Origin of the sequence: Flavobacterium bernardetii (genome assembly GCF_011305415.1) — a bacterium.
GTDB classification, from domain to species: Bacteria; Bacteroidota; Bacteroidia; order Flavobacteriales; family Flavobacteriaceae; genus Flavobacterium; species Flavobacterium bernardetii.
The window spans coordinates 16418-37790 of sequence record NZ_JAANOQ010000007.1 but is presented as its reverse complement, the minus strand read 5'-3'; the positions used below and the strand labels follow the sequence as shown (position 1 = coordinate 37790).

Sequence of the window (21373 nt, the reverse complement as noted above, 5' to 3'; positions counted from 1 at the left end):
TTTAAAAGAAATCCTTTTTCGTTTTATATATATTCAAATTATTTTATTTGAATTTTTTGAATTTTTCTATTTGCACCATCATTTATTTCTAACAAATATAAACCACTAGCTATTTCAGAAACAGGTAAAGAAAATTTAGAATCTAGCGACATGTTTTGCTTATTAATAATAACTCTTCCGTTTAAATCGAAAAGTTTAATATTGGCGTTGTCAATTATTTTTGAAGATTCAATTGTAATAAAATCTGATGCTGGATTAGGATAAATTACAAAATAGTTTTCAAATTCAGATAAACCTAAAGTGTTAACGGTAATAGTTCCTCTATAAGGTTTTCTGTTATCTTTAGTTAATGTAATACTTAAATTATTTTGTGAAGTAAGTGCTGGAATAACAACATTTGCAGTTCCACCAATAATTTCAGATTTTACCAGTATTTCATTATTTTGAGAAATACAAATAGTTGCTCCTTCAGTATTTGAAGTTACTGTAATAGCGCCTCCATTTTGATTTATTTGAGCAGGATGAGTTGCAGTAATATCAGTAGTTATTTTACTTCTAAATTCTGTAGATGGGTCACCGAAAAATATCCAAGTTTGCATTACTTCTTGTGCACTTGCATTTAAATTGTAAGTTTCAAGCATGCTTACTAATCCATTATTAAAAATACTTCCTAAAGTTGTTTTTATGTTTTGATTGTCACTTCTAATAATTAATTCTGTTATTTCATCTTGTACTTGCATAGGTTCTGCCCAAGCCATTAATATGGAAGAACCACAAGCTGCAATCGCACCTGCTGGTGAATTATTATAGTTCAATCTTGTAAAAGCCTCACATAAAGAAGTCTGATTTACAAAAGTCCCATTATTACATGCCACCGAAATTACAAATGGATATTTACCATTATTTGTTAGCGTATTTACATTTGCATTTGTATAATTTCCTGTAACCATTAGGTCAATATCTCCATGACCAGTATAGTTTAACAAACCAGTACCTTGATTAATAGCATTTGAAATTAGCGCCGGAGTAGGTTCGCCAGCTGCGTCATTACCACCTTGTGAACCTTGATAAAATTCATGAACTGTAGAATAACCAAAGTTAATTAGTTTAGTTGCAATAGCTCTTAAATGAACATAATCTGCTTGGCCTTCGTCACCTGCTCCAGCACCTTCGTTAGAGGCAATACCGATAGCTTTTGTCATCCAATCTCCAGCTAATGGATTTGTTTCGTACTCAATTACTCTAGCAACCATAGTTTGCACATTTGTGGTTGAGCCAGAAAATCTTCCCACCATAACTTCAGGAAATAAATCGGTACCTTCTAATTGTCCATAAAAAGAATCGCTCCATAATTGTTCATTAGCTCCTGTTAATCCATAAGTATAACTTGGTAAATTCTCATGATCACCAACTAAGACTACATAGGCTAAATCTGGATTAGCTGTGTAGAAATTTTGAATATAACTTTTTATTGTAGTGGCAGTATTGCCAGTTTGAGTTAAAGTGGCTACCGTTGTTTTAATTCCTTTTTCAATTTTCCAATTTACAAAGGGTTGAATAGTTGTAACATATGAAGCTGGTGTGATAATCAACATATCTCCTTTGTCTACGACAGGATTAGTGACTGCAGCATTTATATATAAATTTTTGTACATTTCTTGAAAATCTGAACTTGTTTCGTTTGATCTAGTTTTCAATTCATTTAATCCTGTTTCCTCAGTTGATGTAATAATTTTTGCAGAAATATTTTTATATACTCTTAATGTTTTAGTAACTGGATTGTATTGATAAGGATAAAAAGAAATTGTTGCTCCTCTCGTACTTCTAAAAATAAAAGGGGCGCTTACAGCTGCTAAATTTCCAGGATAAAAAGTGTTTTGCGAATATTCTTTTCCAAAAACATAGGGTATGTTATCTGGATTTACATTCCTTTTTAAACTTCCTTTAGATGGTAAAATATTAATATTCGAAAATTCTTCATAACTATCATATGATATTTCAAACGACACTTTTCCTGAGTTTGAAATTTCTACAGATTCAGAATAGAAAGGCAATGCAGGCGCGTTTTTTTCTAAAGTTACTACTTTAGTTGTTTTTGAAAAATCTTCATAAGAAATATTTTCTACTGTTTTCTTCGATGAAACATATTTTTCTGAGGTGTTTTGAATCGTAAAATTGTTTTTTTCGGTTGAAACAATTTTTTGTGTTTGTGCAAATGTTAATATACTAGCACATACTAAAAATGCAATTGTTAGTTTTGTTTTCATTGGTTAGTAGTTAAAGTTGATTTGGTTTACAAATATATATAAATTAATAACACAATTTTAATTACAAATAAGTATTTCATTTTCTGTTAGTTATATAAACCCCAAATAATATTATTACTGTTCCTAAAACTTGTAATAAGGTTACGCCTTCGTTAAAAATCATACTCCAAATTGTAGCAACAATTGGTATTAAATAAGTCACATTTGATGCGAAAATAGGTGACGACATTTGTATCAATCTATAAAAGTAAATATTGGCTAATCCGGTTCCGACAATTCCTAAAATTGCAACATAAATTAAAGGATGAATGTTATCGGTAAAATCCAAACCATCTGAAACTTGATGAATCGTTTGAAAATCATATCCAATATAAAGTAAAATTAGTACAGCTGGAATCAGTAAAAATGCAAAATTTCCTACCGTAATGGAAAGTGGTGAAACATCGGATAAATATTTTTTTACCAAATTAATATTTGCAGCATAACACCAAGATGCTATAATTACTAAAAGTGCAAACCAATAATTTTTGGATGGATTGCCTGAAGCGCCAGCATAAACTAATACTAAACAACCAATAATTCCGATAAATAAACCTAAGATTTGTTTTCTACTAAAGGTTAAACCGAAAAACAGACTTCCAATTATTAGTGTGTTTAATGGAGTGAACGAGTTTAAGGTAGAGCTAATTGAACTACTTATTTCTGTTTGTGCTAATGCGAAAAGGAAAATAGGGAAGAAATTACCTAGTAATCCAGCTAAAAAGATATATTTAATTTTTGTACTCTGAATTTTAAAAAATTCTTTTCCGAAAAAAACACCTAAAAAAAGTGAAGTAAAAATGATTCGGTACGCTCCTAGTTGATAGGCATTCATTCCGCCATCTAAACCTTTTTTCATTAGTATGAATGAACTTCCCCAAACTACTGCTAATACTAGCAAGATATACCATTTTGAATTTTTGTTTCCCATAAAAAGCTTGTAAAAAAATAAGGCTGTCAAATTTGACAGCCTTAAAGGTATAGATATTATTTGTCTTATTCTTTAATTTAGGTTTTAGCATCTAAAATTTCTCCGTTTACTACTAAAGCTACAGTATAGAAACCATTGGTGTAGGTTGAAATATCTATTGTAGTTTCTGAATTGTTAATGTCTAAAATTAATTTACGAGTAAACTTTTAGTAAAACTGCCTTTTTCTGTAGTAACAACAATTTTGTACATACCCTTGTTTAAAAATTTGTTTTGGAACGTGTAGGAAAAAGAAGAATTAGTATTTTCTGTAAAAACCATTCTGCCTAACACATCATAAATACTTACTTTACTGATAGTTGTATTTGGTACTTCAATTGTAAAAGCACCAGTGGTTGGGTTTGGAAATAGTTTAAAATTGTCAGACTCAAAATTTTCAGAACTTAAATTACTAGTAATTTTTCTGATTTTATCGCTACCTCCTTCCGAAACGTATATTACATTATTTTTAATATGTATTGCCCATGGATTACTAAATAAGGCATTATTTAAGCTACCATCTAAATAGCCATTATTTTCACTACCCGTATAGGTGCTTACCATACCACTAAGTGTTATTTTCCTTATCATATTATTACCTGAATCTGTAACATATAAATTACCACTTGTATCTCTACCAATACCTGTAGGATATCTAAATTGTGCGGTAGTACTTTGTCCGTTAGTAAAACCCCAAGTGCTACCTGCTACGGTGCTTACTACACCTGTTGGTGTAATTTTTCTTATTTTGTGGCTAAAATATTCTGCAACATATAAATTATTGTTTCCATCAATACAAATACCATTTGGATAGTCAAATTTTGCTATAGTACCTACCCCGTCTAAATATCCAGATGTTGTGCCAGCTACTGTTGTAACCGTGCCGCTAGGTGTAATTTTTCTTATTTTGCTATTTCCTGCATCGGCAACATACAAATTGCCTAAGGCATCAATACATATTTGTTCTAAGTAGTCAAATTGTGCAGCTGTGCCATTGCCATTTGCAAATCCTTGCGTGCTCCCTGCCAGTGTGGTAACTACGCCAGTTGGAGTAATTTTACGTATTTTAAAATTCCAGAAATCTGTAACATATAAATTACCTAAAGCATCAATACAAATTCCAGTGGGTGCCCCAAAAATAGCAGAAGTGCCTATGCCATCTGCGTAACCCTCTACACCACTACCTGCAATCGTTGTAACCATGTTAGTACCCGAAGCGTCAATTTTTCTAATTCTGTTATTAGACCTATCTGCAACAAAAATATTGCCATTATTGTCAGTGCAAATGCCTAAAGGGTCTTTAAATTGGGCTATGTTAACTGACCCATCTAAATAACCTGAAGTTGTACCAGCAACAGTACTCACCGTTTGTGAAAACCCAAAGAAGGTATTAAAAACGGTTATAAAAAATAGAAATTTAGCCATAATTTGTGGTTTTTTACTTGCTAGATGCTTTTCTTATAAAAAGGTTGCGTTGTAAATGTAAGAAAATATTTAATGTAGAATTTTATTTTGTTACTAATTTAAAAGCATGTTATCTTGAAGAGGTAACGTGCTAATTTTTTAATACTATTATCCGCTTATTTGTTTTAAATTAGAATTTTTAGAAACGGTTTTACTTAAAATAAAAATTTTGTAAGGAAACCCAATTAATTTGTGCTTTAAATAGGGTTGAGGTGAGGCCAAAAAAATAAGGCTGTCAAATTTGACAGCCTTAAAGGTATAGATATTTTTAAGATATATTATCCTAAAGCAGCTCTTTTGAATCCTGTTACAGTTAAACCTGAATCTACAGATTTAATGTAAGCAGCAACGCTCATAGAACTATCTTTAATATAATCTTGGTTTACTAAAGTGTTATCTTTAAAGAAACGTCCTAATTTACCTTTCGCAATGTTTTCAATCATAGCTTCTGGTTTACCTTCAGTACGTAACATATCTTTTGCGATTTCGATTTCTTTTTCGATAGTTGCAGCATCAACACCAGCTTCGTCTAAAGCGATTGGCGCCATTGCAGCAGCTTGCATTGCAACGTTTCTAGCAGCTTCAGCACCACCTTCAACATTTGCAGATAAAGCTACTAAAGTAGCAATACCATTTCCAGCGTGAATGTAAGAATTAACAAAAGCACCTTCTAATCTTTCGAAAGAACCGATTTCAATTTTTTCTCCAATTACACCAGTTTGCTCAATTAATTTTTCAGCAACAGTAATTCCACCGAAGTCAGCAGCTAAGAAAGCGTCTTTATCAGAAAAATTTAAGGCTAAGTTTGCGAAATCATTTGCTAATTTTACGAAACCTTCGTTTTTACCTACGAAGTCAGTTTCACAATTTAAAGAAACAACAACACCAGCAGTATTATCACCATTAACAACAGCAATAACAGCACCTTCTGTAGATTCTCTATCAGAACGGTTAGCAGCAACTTTTTGACCTTTTTTTCTTAAAATTTCAATCGCTAATTCAAAATCACCTTCAGCTTCAACTAAAGCTTTTTTGCAATCCATCATACCAGCACCAGTTGTAGTTCTTAATTTGTTAACTTCAGCAGCAGTTATATTTGACATTTTATTATATTTTAAATTATTAATGTAAAAAAAGAAATTCCAATCGTAAAAATCCAAATTCCAGTTTTATATAATTTATAACAAATAGTTATTAAATTAATTTGGAATTTGGAATTTTACTTTCGGAATTTATATTATTTATGCTTCAGAAGAAGTTTCTTCAGCTTCAGCTACTGGAGCTTCAGTTGTAGAATCTGTAGTTTCTTCTTTGTCTGATTTTCTCTCAGATAAACCTTCTGTAATAGAAGCAGTTACTAAAGATAAAATTTTATCGATTGATTTAGAAGCATCGTCGTTAGCTGGGATAACGTACTCAACCAAACGAGGGTCAGAGTTTGTATCAACCATTGCGAATACTGGAATGTTTAACTTTTTTGCTTCTTTTACCGCGATATGTTCAGCTTTAATATCTACTACGAATAATGCAGCAGGAATTCTTGACATGTCAGCAATTGAACCTAAGTTCTTGTCTAATTTTGCTCTTAAACGATCAACTTGTAAACGTTCTTTTTTAGAAAGCGTCATAAAAGTACCGTCTTTTTTCATTCTGTCAATAGAAGCCATTTTTTTAATAGCTTTTCTGATAGTGATGAAGTTTGTTAACATACCACCTGGCCATCTTTCAGTGATGTAAGGCATGTTACAAGCAGCAGCTTTTTCAGCAACGATATCTTTTGCTTGTTTTTTGGTAGCTACGAAAAGTATTTTTCTACCAGATGCAGCAATTTTTTTCAAAGCGTCATTCGCTTCTTCAATTTTTGCAGCAGTTTTATATAGGTTAATGATATGAATACCATTACGTTCCATATAAATGTAAGGAGCCATGTTTGGATCCCACTTACGAGTCATGTGTCCAAAATGAACACCAGCCTCTAATAACTCTTTAACGTCAATTTTGTTTGCCATTTTGTAATAGTTTACGTTCCGTGTTCTAGCAATCTTTAAGTAGTAACTTGCGCTAGTCTTAAAAATTTAGATGCTAAACTAATTTCTTTTTCAATAAAAAGAAATATCGACAACTTGTTTTTAAATTCTAATTTTGTTGTAAAAATGTATCTGAAAAATAATACAGGAACAAGTCCAGTATTAACGTTTCGAGAATTGGAATCTCTTACGTGCTTTCTTCTGACCGAATTTTTTACGTTCTACCATTCTTGGATCTCTTGTTAGTAATCCTTCTGGTTTTAAAACCAATCTGTTTTCTGCTTCAACTTCACACATAGCTCTTGCAATAGCCATTCTCACAGCTTCTGCTTGACCAGTTGCTCCACCACCATAAACATTAATTTTAACGTCGAAATTGTTTTCGTTGTTAGTTAATGTTAAAGCTTGTTTCACTTTGTACTGCAATGTAGCAGTTGGAAAGTAAACAGCAAACTCTCTTTTGTTAACTGTAATGTTACCAGTTCCTTCTGAAACATAAACACGTGCAACTGCACATTTTCTTCTTCCGATTTTGTGAATTACTCCCATTACTTAAGATCGTTTAGGTTAACAGTTTTAGGAGTTTGTGCTGCATGTTTATGAGCATCTCCTACGTTAACATTTAAATTACGGAATAATTGAGCTCCTAATTTGTTTTTAGGCAACATTCCTTTAACTGCTTTTTCTACTAATAATGCAGGATTTTTTTCCTTCATTACTTTTGCAGTTAGACTTCTTTGTCCTCCTGGATAACCTGTGTGGCGGATGTAAGTTTTCTCATCCATTTTGTTTCCAGTAAGATTGATTTTTTCTGCGTTAATAACAATCACGTTATCTCCACAGTCAACATGCGGCGTATAACTTGGCTTGTACTTACCTCTTAATAGCATAGCTACTTTAGAAGCAAAACGACCTAAGTTATGACCTTCAGCGTCTACAACAATCCACTGCTTGTCTGCAGTAGCCTTGTTTGCCGAAATTGTCTTGTAGCTTAATGTGTTCACAATACTAATTTTTAATTAAACATTCCATTCCTATTCCCGAACTTCGGGTTTAGGGGTGCAAAAGTACAATTAATTATTAAAATTACAAACTCTAACCTAAATTTCTTTTGTATTGATTTTGAACTCTTTGAATTCTATTCTAAATTTATATTCATTTTGATACAATTATTAGCGGCTATTTTATATTTTTGAATTTGATTAAAGTATCAAAATGAAATCAAAAGCCACATTAAAAGAATTAGCAAAAGAATTAGGTGTTTCTACTTCAACAGTTTCTAAAGCTTTAAGCAATAGCCCAGAAATTAGTGAACAAACTAAAATTAAAATTAAAGAATTTGCTGAACTTAAAAATTATAAACCCAATAGTATCGCTAAAAATTTAAAAAATCAGCGTTCCTATACGATTGGTGTGGTTTTTCCCAATATTTTAAATCCGTTTTTTGCGAAAGTTTTTTCTGGTATCGAATCCTATGCGAATGAAAAAGGATATAATTTAATTACGTGTACCTCTAACGAATCTTTGGAAAAAGAAAAACAAATGATTGAAATGTTAGACAATGGTGCGATTGATGGTTTTATTTTGGCCTTGGCTGAAGAAACTCAGAAAGAAAATAATTTTACACACATATATAATGTATTGCGTCACGGAACACCAGTTGTTTTGTTTGATAGAATTGCAGAAGAATTAAAATGTGATAAAGTTATTGTAGATGATTTCGATTCTGCTGTAAATGCGACACAATACTTAATTGATACCAATTGTAAAAAAATCGCTTTATTTTCTACAATCAATAATTTAAGCGTTGGCGATTTAAGAGAAAACGGTTACAAAGAAGCGTTGCGTAAAAATAATATCAAATTTGATAAAAACATTTCTTTATTAATGGGTTCTGATGTGGGCTTTGATGAAAAAATGGGGACACTTATTTTAGAAAAAAAACCAGATGCTATTTTTGCTATTGACGAATATGCCGTAGTTACTGCGATGAAATTTTGTTTGAAAAATGGATTGCACGTTCCTGATGATGTGTCAATAATTGGTTTTGCTGATGGTTTATGGTCGCGCCGAATGACGCCAAGTTTGTCGACAATTAGTCAACACGCACCAGAAATTGGACAAAAAACAGCGGAATTAATCATCAAGCGCATTGAAGAAATTCCGGATTCTGAATCAGAAAAAATATTTGAAACCGCAGTAATTAAAACCGAATTACGAAAAAGAGATTCGGTTCGAAAACTATAAATTCCAATTATTCAATTGCTGAATTGCGTGATAAGCGGTCAAATCAAAATGAACAGGCACAATCGAAATGTAATCATTTGCTAAAGCCCATTCGTCTGTGTCTTCGCCATTATCATAATTCACAAATTTCCCAGTTAGCCAATAGTATTCTTTTCCCATTGGATTGGTACGTTTGTCAAATTCTTCTTCCCAAGCCGCTTTCGCTTGACGACAAATTTTAATGCCTTTTATGTTATCTGTTTTTGGAAAATTTACATTTAAAATTACGCCTTCTGGTAATCCTTTTTCTAAAACTTCTAATGCGATTTTTTTGATAAATGGTTTGATGTTTTCAAAATTCGCATCCCAACTATAATCACATAATGAAAATCCAATCGATGGAATGCCTTCAATTCCTCCTTCAACCGCAGCACTCATCGTGCCAGAATAAATCACATTTATAGAAGAATTCGAACCATGATTGATACCAGAAACACATAAATCTGGTCTGGTTTTCATTAATTCGTGAATACCCATTTTTACGCAATCTACGGGAGTTCCAGTGCAGCTATATGCGTTTTCAGTTCCTAAAAAACCTGGAATATGTTTCAATTCTAATGTGCTATTTATGGTAATGGCATGTCCCATTCCGCTTTGTGCGCTGTCTGGAGCAATAATAAAAATTTCACCTAATTCGTGCATCACTTCTGTCAAGGCTTTTATTCCTGGAGCAGCAATGCCATCGTCATTAGTAATTAGAATTTTTTTCATTTGGACTGAAGTGTTAAATTATTTGCTAAATTATCATATTTTATGATTTTATTGTACATAAAAATATTAAATTTGTTTTCGTACTTTAAAAAAGTATCCGAATACACTTTTGGCACGATTTTAGAAATTAGAAATGAAAAATATAATAGAATTTATGAAAAGGAATTATAAGGTTTTATTGGTTGTTGGAATATTATCTGCGGGATTGTGGAGTTTTATTCCGACTCAAAAAACGTCTGGCGACGATAAAGATAAAATGTTAATTGAGTTGTTGTCTTTTGTTTTAGAAAAAGGGCATTTTTCGCCAATTGAATTAAACGATACTTTCTCTAAAAAAGCGTATGCGTCTTATATTGAATCGTTAGATCCAACAAAAAGATATTTCATTCAATCGGATATCAATGAATTTCAAAAATATGAGAATTCAATTGACGATATGATTAGAAGTAAAGATTTGTCTTTTTTCGATTTAACCTACAAAAGATTAATGCAAAGAATGAAAGAATCGAAAGTAATTTATACTTCAATTCTTTCAAAGCCATTGAATTTAAAAGACGATGAAACGATTAGTGTAGACTATGAAAAACTACCTTATGCGGCATCAACAAATGATTTAAATCAGAGATGGAGAAAGCAATTAGAGTTTGCTGTTTTAAGTGATATTACGGATAAAGAAGAAATTCAAGATGCCTTAAAAAATGATGACAAAACAGTTACAGAAGCTACTGAAAAGAAAGAAGTAGTTAAGTCTGAACCAAAAACTTTCGAAGAATTAGAAGAAAAAGCTAGAAAAACAACGGAAAGTAATTTAAATAATAACTTTGGTTTTATTGCGGAATTAACTCGTGAAGATTGGTTCTCCATTTATCTTAATGCGATTGTAACGCAATATGATCCGCATACTTATTATTTTTCTCCAGAAGATAAAGAGAAATTTGATGTAAGTATGAGTGGAAAATTTGAAGGAATTGGAGCCCGTTTACAAAAGAAAAATGAAGGAATTGAAGTTTCAGAATTAATCAGCGGCGGTCCAGCTTGGAGAGGAAAATTATTAGAACAAGGAGATGTTATCATCAAAGTAGCTCAAGGAAACGAAGAGCCAATTGATATTGCAGGAATGCGTTTAGATGATGTTATTAAAAAAATAAAAGGACCAAAAGGAACTTTAGTAAAACTTACCGTTAAAAAAGTGGATGGAACTGTAAAGGTTGTGCCAATTGTTAGAGACGAAGTAGAAACTGAAGAAACTTTTGCAAAATCAACTGTGGTTAATAAAGAGGGGAAATTATTTGGTGTAATTTATTTGCCAAAATTTTACCAATCTTTTGAAAACAAATCACAAAGAGATGCTTTTAAAGATGTAGCTCAAGAAATAGAAAGATTAAAAGAATTAAACGTTCAAGGAATTGTAATGGACTTACGCGACAATGGTGGTGGTTCTTTAGAAACAGTTGTGAAAATGACAGGTTTGTTTATTGATAAAGGACCTGTAGTTCAAGTAAAACCAGCTAATGGGAAAGCACAAGTTTTAGCAGATTCAGTTCCGAATGCGCAATGGGATGGACCGTTAGTAGTTATGATTAATAATTATTCGGCTTCAGCTTCAGAAATTTTTGCAGCTGCCATTCAAGATTATAAAAGAGGAATTGTAATTGGAAGTAAGCAATCTTACGGAAAAGGAACCGTTCAAAATGTATTTGAATTAAACGAATTTGTTCGAGGAAACCAATACGGAGATTTAGGAGCGTTGAAAACAACGACTCAGAAATTCTACAGAGTTAATGGTGGTTCTACACAATTAGAAGGAGTGAAAAGTGATGTGGTAATGCCAGACCGTTTTAGTTTTATGGAAACTGGTGAAAAAGATGAAAAAAGCGCTTTACCTTGGGATAAAATTGAACCAGCAGTTTATTCTCCTTTAAATGTAAGCTTTGATAATGTTATTGCTAATAGTAAAAACAGAATTGCAAGTAATGAGAGTTTTAAACTAATTTCGGAAAATGCAAAATGGATAAACGACAGAAAAGAAGACAATACAATTAGTTTGAATTATGCTTCTTACAAAAAAGAGTTAGCTGAAATTGAAGAGCAGACTAAGAAATTTAAAGTCATTGAAAAATTTAAAAACAACTTAACGTTTACTTCTTTACCATATGAATTAGAATTAATGGCTAAAGATGAATTGCTAAAAGAAAAACGCGACAGATGGCATGCAGAATTAGTGAAAGACGTTTATATGACTGAAACGTTAAATGTTTTGACTGATTTAACAGGAAAAGATGTAAATACAACTTTAGTGAAAACTAAAAAAGCAAAGAAAACTAAAGAGAAAAAGTTAGCTTCAAAATAGTTGAAGTTTTAAATATAAAAAATGCCATTCGTTTTGAATGGCATTTTTTGTTTCTATAGATTGGTAAAAAGCTTATCTTATTTTATCTAATTTAATAGTAGCTTTTTCTAATTTGTTTTGTAAATCTGTACTTTTTTTAAGAAGTTTTTCTATTTTTTCTTGACGTTTTATTTCGTCATTTGGAGATAATTTTCCTTTCTTTTTGTCTTTCTCAAACTTCTCTTTTTCGTCTTCTAATTTTTCTTTATTTTTAAGAATGTCCTCTTTTAAATCGGCAACATTGTCTCTTGCATCTGCAAGTTGTTTTCTTTCTTTTTCAAGTTTTTTTCTTTCTTTTTCTGCATTTTTTCTAGCTTTTTCAGAAGCTTTAAGTTCTTTTGTTAAAGCGTTTTTTTCTTTTTCAATTTCCTTTTGTTGATCTCTTAATGCTTTTTCCGCTTTTTCCTTTTCTTTAGCAGTATCTTTGTCTGCTTTCTCTTTCGTTTTTAATGCTTCTTTTTCTGCTTTTTCTTTTTCGAACTTTTCTATTTCAACTTTTTGAATCGAATCATTTGATCTGGCTGTAGAAGGTGGAACTATATCTTGTGCGTTTGCATTTATGGCAAACAAACCAAATGCCATGATTGTTAGTGTTTTTTTCATAATTGTAGGTATTAGGTAAAACTTTTTTTTGTTTACTTTTACAAAGATAATAAACTTAATTATGCGAATTTTTTTTTTAAATATATTTATTCTTTCCGTTTTTACATCTTGTCAAATTAAAAATGAAAGTAAAGCAGAAACCACTGAAACAAAAATTGTACCAACTTCTGAAAAACCAACAGAAAATACAGAATTTTCGTATTTACCAACTTCAACATCAAATGCCATTTATGAACATAAAGGGTATACTTTTTCTTATGTAGAAGCGCATGAACAAAGCGAATGGGTTGCCTATTTGTTAGAAGACGGAAAATGGAAATATTCTAATTTAGAACGCCCACTTTTTGAGCAAGATCCGATAGTGGAAACCGAATCTGCACATTGGAGAAACTATAAAAAATCGGGTTATACGAAAGGACATTTGTGTCCGGCAGGCGATAGAAAACAAACTCAGGAATTGTTTGATGAAACCTTTTTCACAAGCAATGCTTCACCACAATTATATGATTTTAATGCAGGTGTTTGGAATCGTTTAGAAAACAAAGTGCGTTATTGGGCAGGAAAATATGATGGAATTTACGTAGTAACTGGCGGCGTTTTAAATGACGATTTAGAGACTATTGGCACAGAAGATGTCTCCGTTCCAAAATACTTCTACAAGGTCTTATTAACGAAAGACAAAACCAGAATGATTGCTTTTTTAGTCCCACATGAAAAATCAAATAAACCGTTATATGAATTTGTGGTTTCAGTAGACGAATTAGAAAAGAAAACAGGAATAGACTTTTTCCCTAAATTAGATGATACTTCAGAAAATAAATTAGAAGCTAGTAAAGATTATAAAGGTTGGAGTTTTTAGATTTTATTAATTTGAGCAATAATAATGATTATTGTAATTAATGGAATAAATAGTTGAATGAACATAAATAGATAATCTGAATATTTAACTCTTCTGTTTTTAGGAAATCCATTCCCCATAACTTTTGCTCCTATTTTCTCTCTAAATGGCATATAAGGATATTTTCCAATAAAAGGTTTTAATAGTTTAGAAGATAATTCAAAACAAATCAATTGTATTAATGGTAAAAAGCTAAGTGTTATGTAATTGAAGTTTTTAGGTTTTGTCAAGAATATTTCAAAAATTATTCCTATAGTTAAGAAAATTATTGCTATTACAAAAAGCTTCCTTTTGGAAATTTTATCATGTACTTTTGAAGATAAATCCACATATATATAAGCGGAAGTTAAGATTAAAAGTATATTAAATATAGTCATTGTATATTGCTTTAATCCTTACCACTCATTTACTTTATTCGCATCCATCTTAATAAAGATAAAAAGCATAATGGTAAACGCCCATAAACTTGAACCACCATAAGAGAAAAAGGGTAGTGGTACTCCGATTGTTGGGAACAAACGAATTAACATCGCAATATTTACAAAAAAGTGGGTAAATAAATAGGTGGCAACGCAATAGCCATAAACCCTGCTAAATCGGGTTTTTTGCCTTTCGGCTAAATATAAAATTCTAATGAATAAGCATACAAATATACTCATGACTAATAGGTTTCCTACAAATCCCCATTCTTCACCAACGGTTGTAAAAATATAATCAGTATGTTGTTCTGGTACGAAACCACCTTTGGTTTGAGTGCCTTCTAAATAACCTTTTCCGAGTAATCCTCCAGAACCAATGGCAATCATCGATTGATTTAGATTATAACCTTCTTTTTTCATATTCACATCTTTTCCTAAAAGCACGTTAATTCGGTCTTTTTGATGTGGTTCTAAAACTTTATCGTACATATAACTTACCGAAAAAGCAAAACTGGATATGGCTATAAATATCAAACCATAAACAATTGGATTTCGAGAAATTAATCGATTAAAAATATAATGGATTACCATAAAAACTCCAATAAATGAAATTAGGAATATGGGTTTTATAATTAAAGCCAAAAGGAAAGTAGCAATAGCAATAGCACCAGTCCATAAATACCAGCCAGGTAATCCTTCTCTAAACAATACAAAAATTAACGATAAAAATATCATCGCACTTCCAGCATCTGGTTGCATTAATATTAAAAAAACAGGTAAACCAATTATGGCAAAAGCAATATATTGGAAGTTTCTCTTAGCTAAATTTACTTGCGCATCACTTAAATATTTCGACAATAATAAGGCGACAGCTGTTTTAACAAATTCGGAAGGTTGAAATCCAAATCCACCAAATTGATACCAGTTAGTTTGCCCTTTTTTGGAAACTCCAAAGACAAATAATCCCAGAAGAAGTGCTATTCCGACACCATAAAAAACAAAAGAGAACCTTTCAAATATTTTTGAATCGACAAATAAAATAGCAAAGATAATTGGTATGGTAATGATCATAAAAATCATTTGTCTTCCATAATTTAAGCTAAAATCAAAAGTATATTCTTGATCTGGTGGTACGGTTACTGAATAAATAGTCATCCATCCAAAAACAACAAGGATAATGTATAACAAAATTGTTATCCAATCGATTGAACTACTTATATCTTGGTTTTTCATTTTTTTACAGAATCTTTTTTCTTACCCGTTGCTTTATTCTTTTTTTCTTCCTCAATTTCTTTTTTCGATTTTAACTTCATTCGAACGGAGTCTGTTTTAGTTAATTTCGGTTTATTTATTGAATCTTTAGCTTGGTATAATTTTCGATATTGATAGTTTAAATTACCTTCTAACATTCGTTTTTCTAAATCTTTTCGGGTAATTTTTTTATTCAAATATTTTTCAATCATTAAAGTTGCAATTGGTCCAGCCCAAGTATTTCCATAATGTCCGTTTTCTACAATTACAGCAATAGCAATTTTAGGTTGTATTCTTGGTGCGAAAGCTACAAACTCAGAGTGATCTTCTAATTGCACACGTTTCCCATTAATTTTTGCGAAGTTTTCCGCGGTACCAGTTTTTCCACAAATTTCTAAACCTACCACTCCTAAACCTGAAGCTGTCCCTCTGTTGTAAACATCAAATAAACCATTCACAACTGGGTCGAAATATTTTCTATCGATTGTAGTAACGTGTTTTGTGGTGTATTTTGCGTCAATTTTTCTGCCTTTAATTTGTTTGATGATGTGAGGTGTATAATAATAGCCTCTATTAGCAATAGTTGCCATCATATTTGCTAATTGAATAGGTGTCATAGAAACTTCTCCTTGACCAATTGAATTGGAAATAATAGTTGTAGAACGCCAACCACCATTTGGATAAAAACGTTCATAAAACTTAGAAGTTGGAATATGCCCTTTTCTACCAGTGGGTAAATCATAACCCATAAAATTTCCTAGACCAAAACTTTTTAAATGATTTGCCCAAGCGTTAACACCGTCTTTTGGTTTTTTGTATTTTTCTATGGTACGTTTATAAGTATTTGCGAAATAAGTATTACACGATTTATAAATTCCGAAATTTAGTTTAATATGACCGCCCGGACAGTGACATTTCATAAAGGCACCACGACCGTAATAAAAACCTGGTCCGCAACTAAATGATGTTTCTTCGTTAATTACGCCTTCTTGTAATCCAATTAATCCAGTTAAAATTTTAAATGGAGAACCAGGAGGAAATTCTCCTAATAAACCTCTGTCATATAATGGTTTCGCAATAGAGTCGTTATAAAGTTTGGTGTAATTTTTGGAACGTTGTCTTCCAACTAATAAAGCTGGATCGTAAGTTGGAGCAGTAACTAGTGCTAAAATTTCACCCGTACTTGGTTCGATGGCAACAATTCCTCCTCGCTTATTTATCATCAATTCTTCGCCATATTTTTGAAGTTCTCCGTCAATAGATAACGTTAAATCACTACCTTGTTTGGCAATCGTATCAAATTTTCCTTCTTTATAAGAACCGATTTCTTTATTGTGTTTGTCTTTTAAAATATATCTAACGCCTTTTACACCTCGTAAAATTTCTTCATAAGCTTCTTCAACACCTTGCATTCCAATTAAATCACCACTTTTATAGTAGGGTTTTTTAGCAATAATGTTGTCGTTTACTTGTGTGATAAACCCAAATACGTTTGCACCATTTTTGGTTTGGTATTCTCTTAAAGCACGTTTTTGAATGTAAAATCCGTTGTATTTTCTAATTTTTTCTTGAAAACCAGCAAATTCCATTTTATTTAATTGTGGAAGAAATAGCGAAGGTAATCTTGGACTATATACTTTTGCTTTGGCAATTTTTTCTAAAAATTCTGGTTTTGTAATTTGAAGAATTCTGCAAAATTCAAGTGTGTCAATTTCTTTAACTTCGTTAGGCACAACCATAATATCGTACGATGGCTGATTGGCAACTAAAAGTTTTCCGTTTCTATCATAAATATAACCTCTTTCTGGGAAGTCGTATTTAATTTTAATAGCGTTATTTTCTGATTTAATTTTTAAGGTGTCATCAATAATTTGTAAATAAAAAAGACGCGCCAATAAAATTATCGAAGTTACTATGATAATGGTTGGTAATAAGGTCTTTCTCATCGTTTATTAGGTTTTATTAAATAAATACTGATGATGCAAATTATGAATGTGAAAATTGTGCTTAAAATGGTACGCGTGATGACTTCGAAAAATAAATCGAAGCGATATAATTCTAATGTAAAAAGCACTAAATGATGAAATAAAATCGCAGACATGATAAATGTAAATCGGTCAACAGACAATTTGTCGGCAATTCTAATAGTTTGGTATTCGTAACTTAAACCAAAGGCAAATTTTAAAAAACCTGGTCTGAAATAGGCAAGAAGTAAACAAGCTGTTGCGTGAACTCCACCGCTATCGCAAAATAAATCCATTACTAAACCGAGGCAAAAACTTGCAGCAATGAACCCTGATTTGTTAGAGTTAATTGGATATAAAATTATGAATAGTATGTATAAATACGGATTTATCCAACCGCCAAATTTGACTTGTTCCAACACAACAATTTGTATCGTTAATAAAACGATAAAACGGATTAAATTTAAAATGAAATTACTGTTCATTATTTTTTAGTTGGATCTTTTTCGGTTTCTGTTTCCAGAGCTTGTTGTTCTTTCTTCTTTTTGTTTTCAATAATGTAAACATAGCCTAAAGAAGTCATGTCGTTAAATAATCTAATATTGATTACATATTTATTGGTTGCTTTTTCTTCAAAGATTCTATCAATTTTTCCAATTGGAATGTTTTCTGGAAATATGGCAGATTGTGCTCCAGTAACAATAGTATCGCCTTTTTTCAAAGTAGCTAATTTTGGAACATCAATCAATTGTACATAACCAGCATTTTTCCCATCCCAAGTAATAGATCCAAAATGTTCTGAATTTTTAATTTTTCCGTTTAAAGGGTTTTTAGTGTGTAAGATACTAATAACCGTAGCAAAATTTTTCGAAGTTTTTTCAATAATTCCAACTACACCTCTGTCGCTTATTACAGCCATATCAGTTCTTAATCCTTCAAATGCACCTCTGTCTAAAGTTAAAAAATTTTCTTGTTTACTGTAAGAATTCTTAATCACTTTAGCTTGTCGAACTGTATAGTTTGATAAAATATCTGGTACCGTAAATTTACTTTCTAAAACAGTGTCTTTTTTATTGAAAAGAATTTCTTTTAAACGCGCATTTTCTCTAGCTAAATCTTCGTTTTTTTGTCGTAAACCAAAATATTCTTTTACGCTATTGATTTGGTTATACGTATAACCAGATACAGCGTTGGAAGAATTGATATACTGGCTTCTGTGGTAAGAATGTGATTTTACCGTAAGTGTTAATGAAACACCCAAAAGCAGCAAAAACAGCAATTTATAGCTGTTTTTTATAAGAAAATTTATAATTTGCTGCATGTATTACGTGCTTATTTAATTAAGATATTTTTATACTTCGCTAAGTTTTTAAGTGCCATTCCTGTTCCTCTAACAACAGCTCTTAAAGGGTCTTCAGCGATATAAACTGGTAAATCTGTTTTTAACGAAATACGTTTGTCTAATCCTCTTAACATAGATCCACCACCAGCTAAATAAATACCAGTGTTGTATATATCTGCTGCTAATTCTGGAGGAGTTTGAGAAAGAGTTTCCATAATAGCATCTTCAATTCTTTGAATAGATTTGTCTAATGCTTTGGCGATTTCTCTGTATGAAACATCAACTTGTTTTGGTTTTCCAGTTAATAAGTCACGTCCTTGAACCGACATATCTTCTGGAGAGCTTTCTAAATCTTCGATAGCAGCACCAATTTGAATTTTAATTTTTTCTGCAGTAGTTTCACCCACAAATAAATTGTGTTGTGTTCTCATGTAGTAAATGATGTCATTTGTGAAAACGTCACCGGCAATTTTTACCGATTTATCACAAACAATACCAGCTAATGCAATGACAGCAATTTCTGTTGTTCCACCACCAATATCTACAATCATGTTTCCTTTTGGTTGCATAATATCAATTCCGATACCAATTGCAGCCGCCATAGGCTCATGAATTAAGTATACTTCTTTTCCATTTACACGTTCTGCCGATTCTTTTACAGCACGCATTTCCACTTCGGTAATTCCAGAAGGAATACAAATTACCAAACGTAGCGCAGGAGTGAATAATTTTTTCTTTAAAGCTGGAATACTTTTGATAAACATTTGAAGCATTTTTTCAGACGCATCAAAGTCGGCAATAACTCCATCTTTCAATGGACGAATTGTTTTAATGTTTTCGTGCGTCTTTCCTTGCATCATGTTGGCTTCTTTTCCAACAGCAATTATTTTTCCAGTTATTCGGTCCCTTGCAACAATTGAAGGGCTATCTATTACAACTTTATCGTTGTGAATTATCAGTGTATTCGCGGTACCAAGGTCAATTGCGATGTCCTCAGTCATGAAGTCAAAAAATCCCATATTTATATCAAGGGTTTAGTATTTTGTATGTTTATATTCAACTAACAAAAGTATAAAATTTATTTGGAATTATTTAAAATAAAAACGCATTAAAAAATAAATTTTTAATGCGTTTTAAAATATAGGTTTTGTGGGTAATTTTCTAGTGTTTGAAATGACGAACTCCAGTCATAACCATTGCTACTTTGTTGTCGTTGCAATAGTTGATACTTAATTCATCTTTTATAGAACCACCTGGTTGAATAATTGCTGTAATTCCTGCTTTATTTGCGATTTCTACACAATCAGGGAAAGGGAAAAAAGCATCACTTGCCATTACAGCACCCGTTAAATCAAATTCAAAAGTTTTTGCTTTTTTAATGGCTTGGTCTAAGGCGTCAACTCTAGAGGTTTGTCCTGTTCCTGAAGAGATTAACTGACGGTTTTTTGCAAAAACAATAGTGTTAGATTTTGTATGCTTACAAATTTTAGAAGCGAATAATAAATCTTCAATTTCTTCTGCAGTTGGAGCAGTTAAAGTTGCTGTTTTTAAGATAGCTGCTGAATCTGTAATGTTATCTTTATCTTGAACTAAAATTCCATTCAAACAGGTACGAACATTTTTAGCAGGTAAATCAACATCGTTAATTACTAAAATAATTCTGTTCTTTTTTTCTTCTAAAATATCAATAGCTTCTTGATCGTATGAAGGAGCGATTACCACTTCGCAAAATAATTTATTAATTTCTTCTGCAGTTGCTACATCAATGTTTCCATTCGCAATTAAAACACCACCAAAAGCAGAAGTTGGATCACCAGCCAATGCATCTAAGTAGGCCTCTTTCATTGTTTGTCTTGTTGCTAAACCACAAGCATTATTGTGTTTTAAAATGGCAAATGTTGGTTCGTTGTTTTTGAATTCATTCATTAAATTCACTCCGGCATCTACATCTAACAAATTGTTGTATGATAATTCTTTACCGTGTAATTTCGTGAACATTTTATCGAAATCACCAAAGAAAAACCCTTTTTGATGTGGGTTTTCTCCGTAACGTAAAACTTGTCCTTTTTCTTCGCTAATTTTTAAATAGGTATCTTCTGTGTTGAAGTAATTAAAAATAGCTGTATCGTAATTTGATGAAGTATGAAACGCTTTTGTGGCTAATAATTTTCTTTGTTCGATTGAAATTGAGCCATTATTTTCAGTATAAAAACCTAAAAAAGTAGCGTATTCATCAACAGAAGCCACAATAGTTGTGTCTTTAAAGTTTTTTGCTGCGGCACGAATTAAAGAAATTCCACCAATATCAATTTTTTCAATGATATCACCTTCACTAGCTCCAGAAGCAACTGTTTTTTCAAATGGATATAAATCTACAATTACCAAATCAATTTGTGGGATATCAAATTCAGTCATTTGAGCCACATCACTTTCATTGTCTTGACGGTTTAAAATTCCACCAAAAATTTTCGGATGTAATGTTTTTACTCTTCCGCCTAATATTTCAGGGAAAGAAGTAATGTCTTCTACAGCTACAACAGGAACATTTAAGTTTTTAATGAAATCTTGCGTTCCTCCAGTAGAATAAATTGTTACATTATTTTGGTGAAGTGCTTTAATAATTGGTTCTAAACCAGTTTTGTCAAATACGGAAATTAATGCCGATTTGATTTGTTTTGTGTGAGTCATTGTATTGTTGTTTGTTTTAAAGTGCAAAAGTAAGTATTTGAATAAGAAAATGCAATA

The 21373-nt window shown here is 31.6% G+C and carries 19 protein-coding genes; 3 read left to right on the top strand and 16 right to left on the bottom strand.

Annotation, left to right across the window (positions count from 1 at the left end):
• Positions 1–38: 38 nt before the first annotated feature.
• From G6N05_RS12330 to rplM, 7 genes are all read right to left on the bottom strand, one after another.
• The gene (locus G6N05_RS12330) at positions 39–2267 is read right to left on the bottom strand and encodes a C25 family cysteine peptidase (protein WP_166129804.1); all 2229 of its coding nucleotides are present in this window, start codon (positions 2265–2267) and stop codon (positions 39–41) included.
• Positions 2268–2343: 76 nt separating this feature from the next.
• Positions 2344–3237 carry a DMT family transporter gene (locus G6N05_RS12325; protein ID WP_166129801.1) on the bottom strand — a complete coding sequence of 298 codons (894 nt, stop codon included), beginning with the start codon at positions 3235–3237 and terminating at the stop codon, positions 2344–2346.
• 187 nt (positions 3238–3424) lie between these two features.
• The gene (locus G6N05_RS12320; protein ID WP_166129798.1) at positions 3425–4699 is read right to left on the bottom strand and encodes an NHL repeat-containing protein; all 1275 of its coding nucleotides are present in this window, start codon (positions 4697–4699) and stop codon (positions 3425–3427) included.
• Positions 4700–5016: 317 nt separating this feature from the next.
• Positions 5017–5841 (bottom strand): translation elongation factor Ts, encoded by an 825-nt coding sequence (gene tsf, locus G6N05_RS12315; RefSeq protein WP_166129796.1) that lies wholly within the window; start codon positions 5839–5841, stop codon positions 5017–5019.
• 138 nt (positions 5842–5979) lie between these two features.
• Entirely contained in the window at positions 5980–6747 is a 768-nt protein-coding gene (rpsB, locus tag G6N05_RS12310) for a 30S ribosomal protein S2 (RefSeq protein ID WP_166129794.1), read from the bottom strand.
• Between the two features lie 180 nt (positions 6748–6927).
• Positions 6928–7314 (bottom strand): 30S ribosomal protein S9, encoded by a 387-nt coding sequence (rpsI, locus tag G6N05_RS12305; protein WP_091310242.1) that lies wholly within the window; start codon positions 7312–7314, stop codon positions 6928–6930.
• A complete protein-coding gene (rplM, locus tag G6N05_RS12300; protein WP_166129790.1) occupies positions 7314–7769 on the bottom strand; it encodes a 50S ribosomal protein L13 in 456 nt (151 codons plus the stop codon). The genes rpsI and rplM overlap by 1 nt, the downstream gene beginning before the upstream one ends.
• 211 nt (positions 7770–7980) lie before the next feature.
• Here rplM and G6N05_RS12295 point away from each other — a divergent pair, with 211 nt between their 5' ends.
• Positions 7981–9012, top strand: a complete 1032-nt coding sequence (locus G6N05_RS12295) for a LacI family DNA-binding transcriptional regulator (RefSeq protein ID WP_166129786.1) — start codon at positions 7981–7983, stop codon at positions 9010–9012.
• Here the strand turns inward: G6N05_RS12295 and surE are convergent.
• Positions 9007–9762 carry a 5'/3'-nucleotidase SurE gene (surE, locus tag G6N05_RS12290; protein WP_166129782.1) on the bottom strand — a complete coding sequence of 252 codons (756 nt, stop codon included), beginning with the start codon at positions 9760–9762 and terminating at the stop codon, positions 9007–9009. The two genes, G6N05_RS12295 and surE, sit on opposite strands and share 6 nt — an antisense overlap.
• Positions 9763–9895: 133 nt before the next feature.
• Between surE and G6N05_RS12285 the strand changes: the two genes are divergently transcribed.
• Positions 9896–12112 (top strand): carboxy terminal-processing peptidase, encoded by a 2217-nt coding sequence (locus G6N05_RS12285; protein ID WP_166129779.1) that lies wholly within the window; start codon positions 9896–9898, stop codon positions 12110–12112.
• 72 nt (positions 12113–12184) lie between these two features.
• Here the strand turns inward: G6N05_RS12285 and G6N05_RS12280 are convergent, their stop codons facing one another.
• Positions 12185–12754, bottom strand: a complete 570-nt coding sequence (locus tag G6N05_RS12280) for a hypothetical protein (protein WP_166129776.1) — start codon at positions 12752–12754, stop codon at positions 12185–12187.
• Positions 12755–12815: 61 nt separating this feature from the next.
• Between G6N05_RS12280 and G6N05_RS12275 the strand changes: the two genes are divergently transcribed.
• Positions 12816–13613 (top strand): DNA/RNA non-specific endonuclease, encoded by a 798-nt coding sequence (locus tag G6N05_RS12275; protein ID WP_166129773.1) that lies wholly within the window; start codon positions 12816–12818, stop codon positions 13611–13613.
• Here G6N05_RS12275 and G6N05_RS12270 read toward each other — a convergent pair.
• From G6N05_RS12270 to purH, 7 genes are all read right to left on the bottom strand, one after another.
• Entirely contained in the window at positions 13610–14029 is a 420-nt protein-coding gene (locus G6N05_RS12270) for a hypothetical protein (protein ID WP_166129770.1), read from the bottom strand. The two genes, G6N05_RS12275 and G6N05_RS12270, sit on opposite strands and share 4 nt — an antisense overlap.
• A gap of 18 nt (positions 14030–14047) precedes the next feature.
• Positions 14048–15304 carry a rod shape-determining protein RodA gene (rodA, locus tag G6N05_RS12265; RefSeq protein ID WP_166129767.1) on the bottom strand — a complete coding sequence of 419 codons (1257 nt, stop codon included), beginning with the start codon at positions 15302–15304 and terminating at the stop codon, positions 14048–14050.
• On the bottom strand, positions 15301–17268 hold the full coding sequence (locus G6N05_RS12260; RefSeq protein WP_166129764.1) for a peptidoglycan D,D-transpeptidase FtsI family protein: 1968 nt from the start codon (positions 17266–17268) through the stop codon (positions 15301–15303). Before G6N05_RS12260 ends, rodA begins: the two co-directional genes overlap by 4 nt.
• Positions 17265–17771 carry a rod shape-determining protein MreD gene (locus G6N05_RS12255; RefSeq protein WP_166129761.1) on the bottom strand — a complete coding sequence of 169 codons (507 nt, stop codon included), beginning with the start codon at positions 17769–17771 and terminating at the stop codon, positions 17265–17267. Before G6N05_RS12255 ends, G6N05_RS12260 begins: the two co-directional genes overlap by 4 nt.
• Complete coding sequence (gene mreC, locus G6N05_RS12250) at positions 17771–18607, bottom strand: rod shape-determining protein MreC (RefSeq protein WP_166129758.1); 837 nt, start codon at positions 18605–18607, stop codon at positions 17771–17773. The genes G6N05_RS12255 and mreC overlap by 1 nt, the downstream gene beginning before the upstream one ends.
• A gap of 11 nt (positions 18608–18618) precedes the next feature.
• A complete protein-coding gene (locus G6N05_RS12245; protein ID WP_166129755.1) occupies positions 18619–19647 on the bottom strand; it encodes a rod shape-determining protein in 1029 nt (342 codons plus the stop codon).
• 142 nt (positions 19648–19789) lie between these two features.
• Positions 19790–21316 carry a bifunctional phosphoribosylaminoimidazolecarboxamide formyltransferase/IMP cyclohydrolase gene (purH, locus tag G6N05_RS12240; protein WP_166129751.1) on the bottom strand — a complete coding sequence of 509 codons (1527 nt, stop codon included), beginning with the start codon at positions 21314–21316 and terminating at the stop codon, positions 19790–19792.
• Positions 21317–21373: the final 57 nt, after the last annotated feature.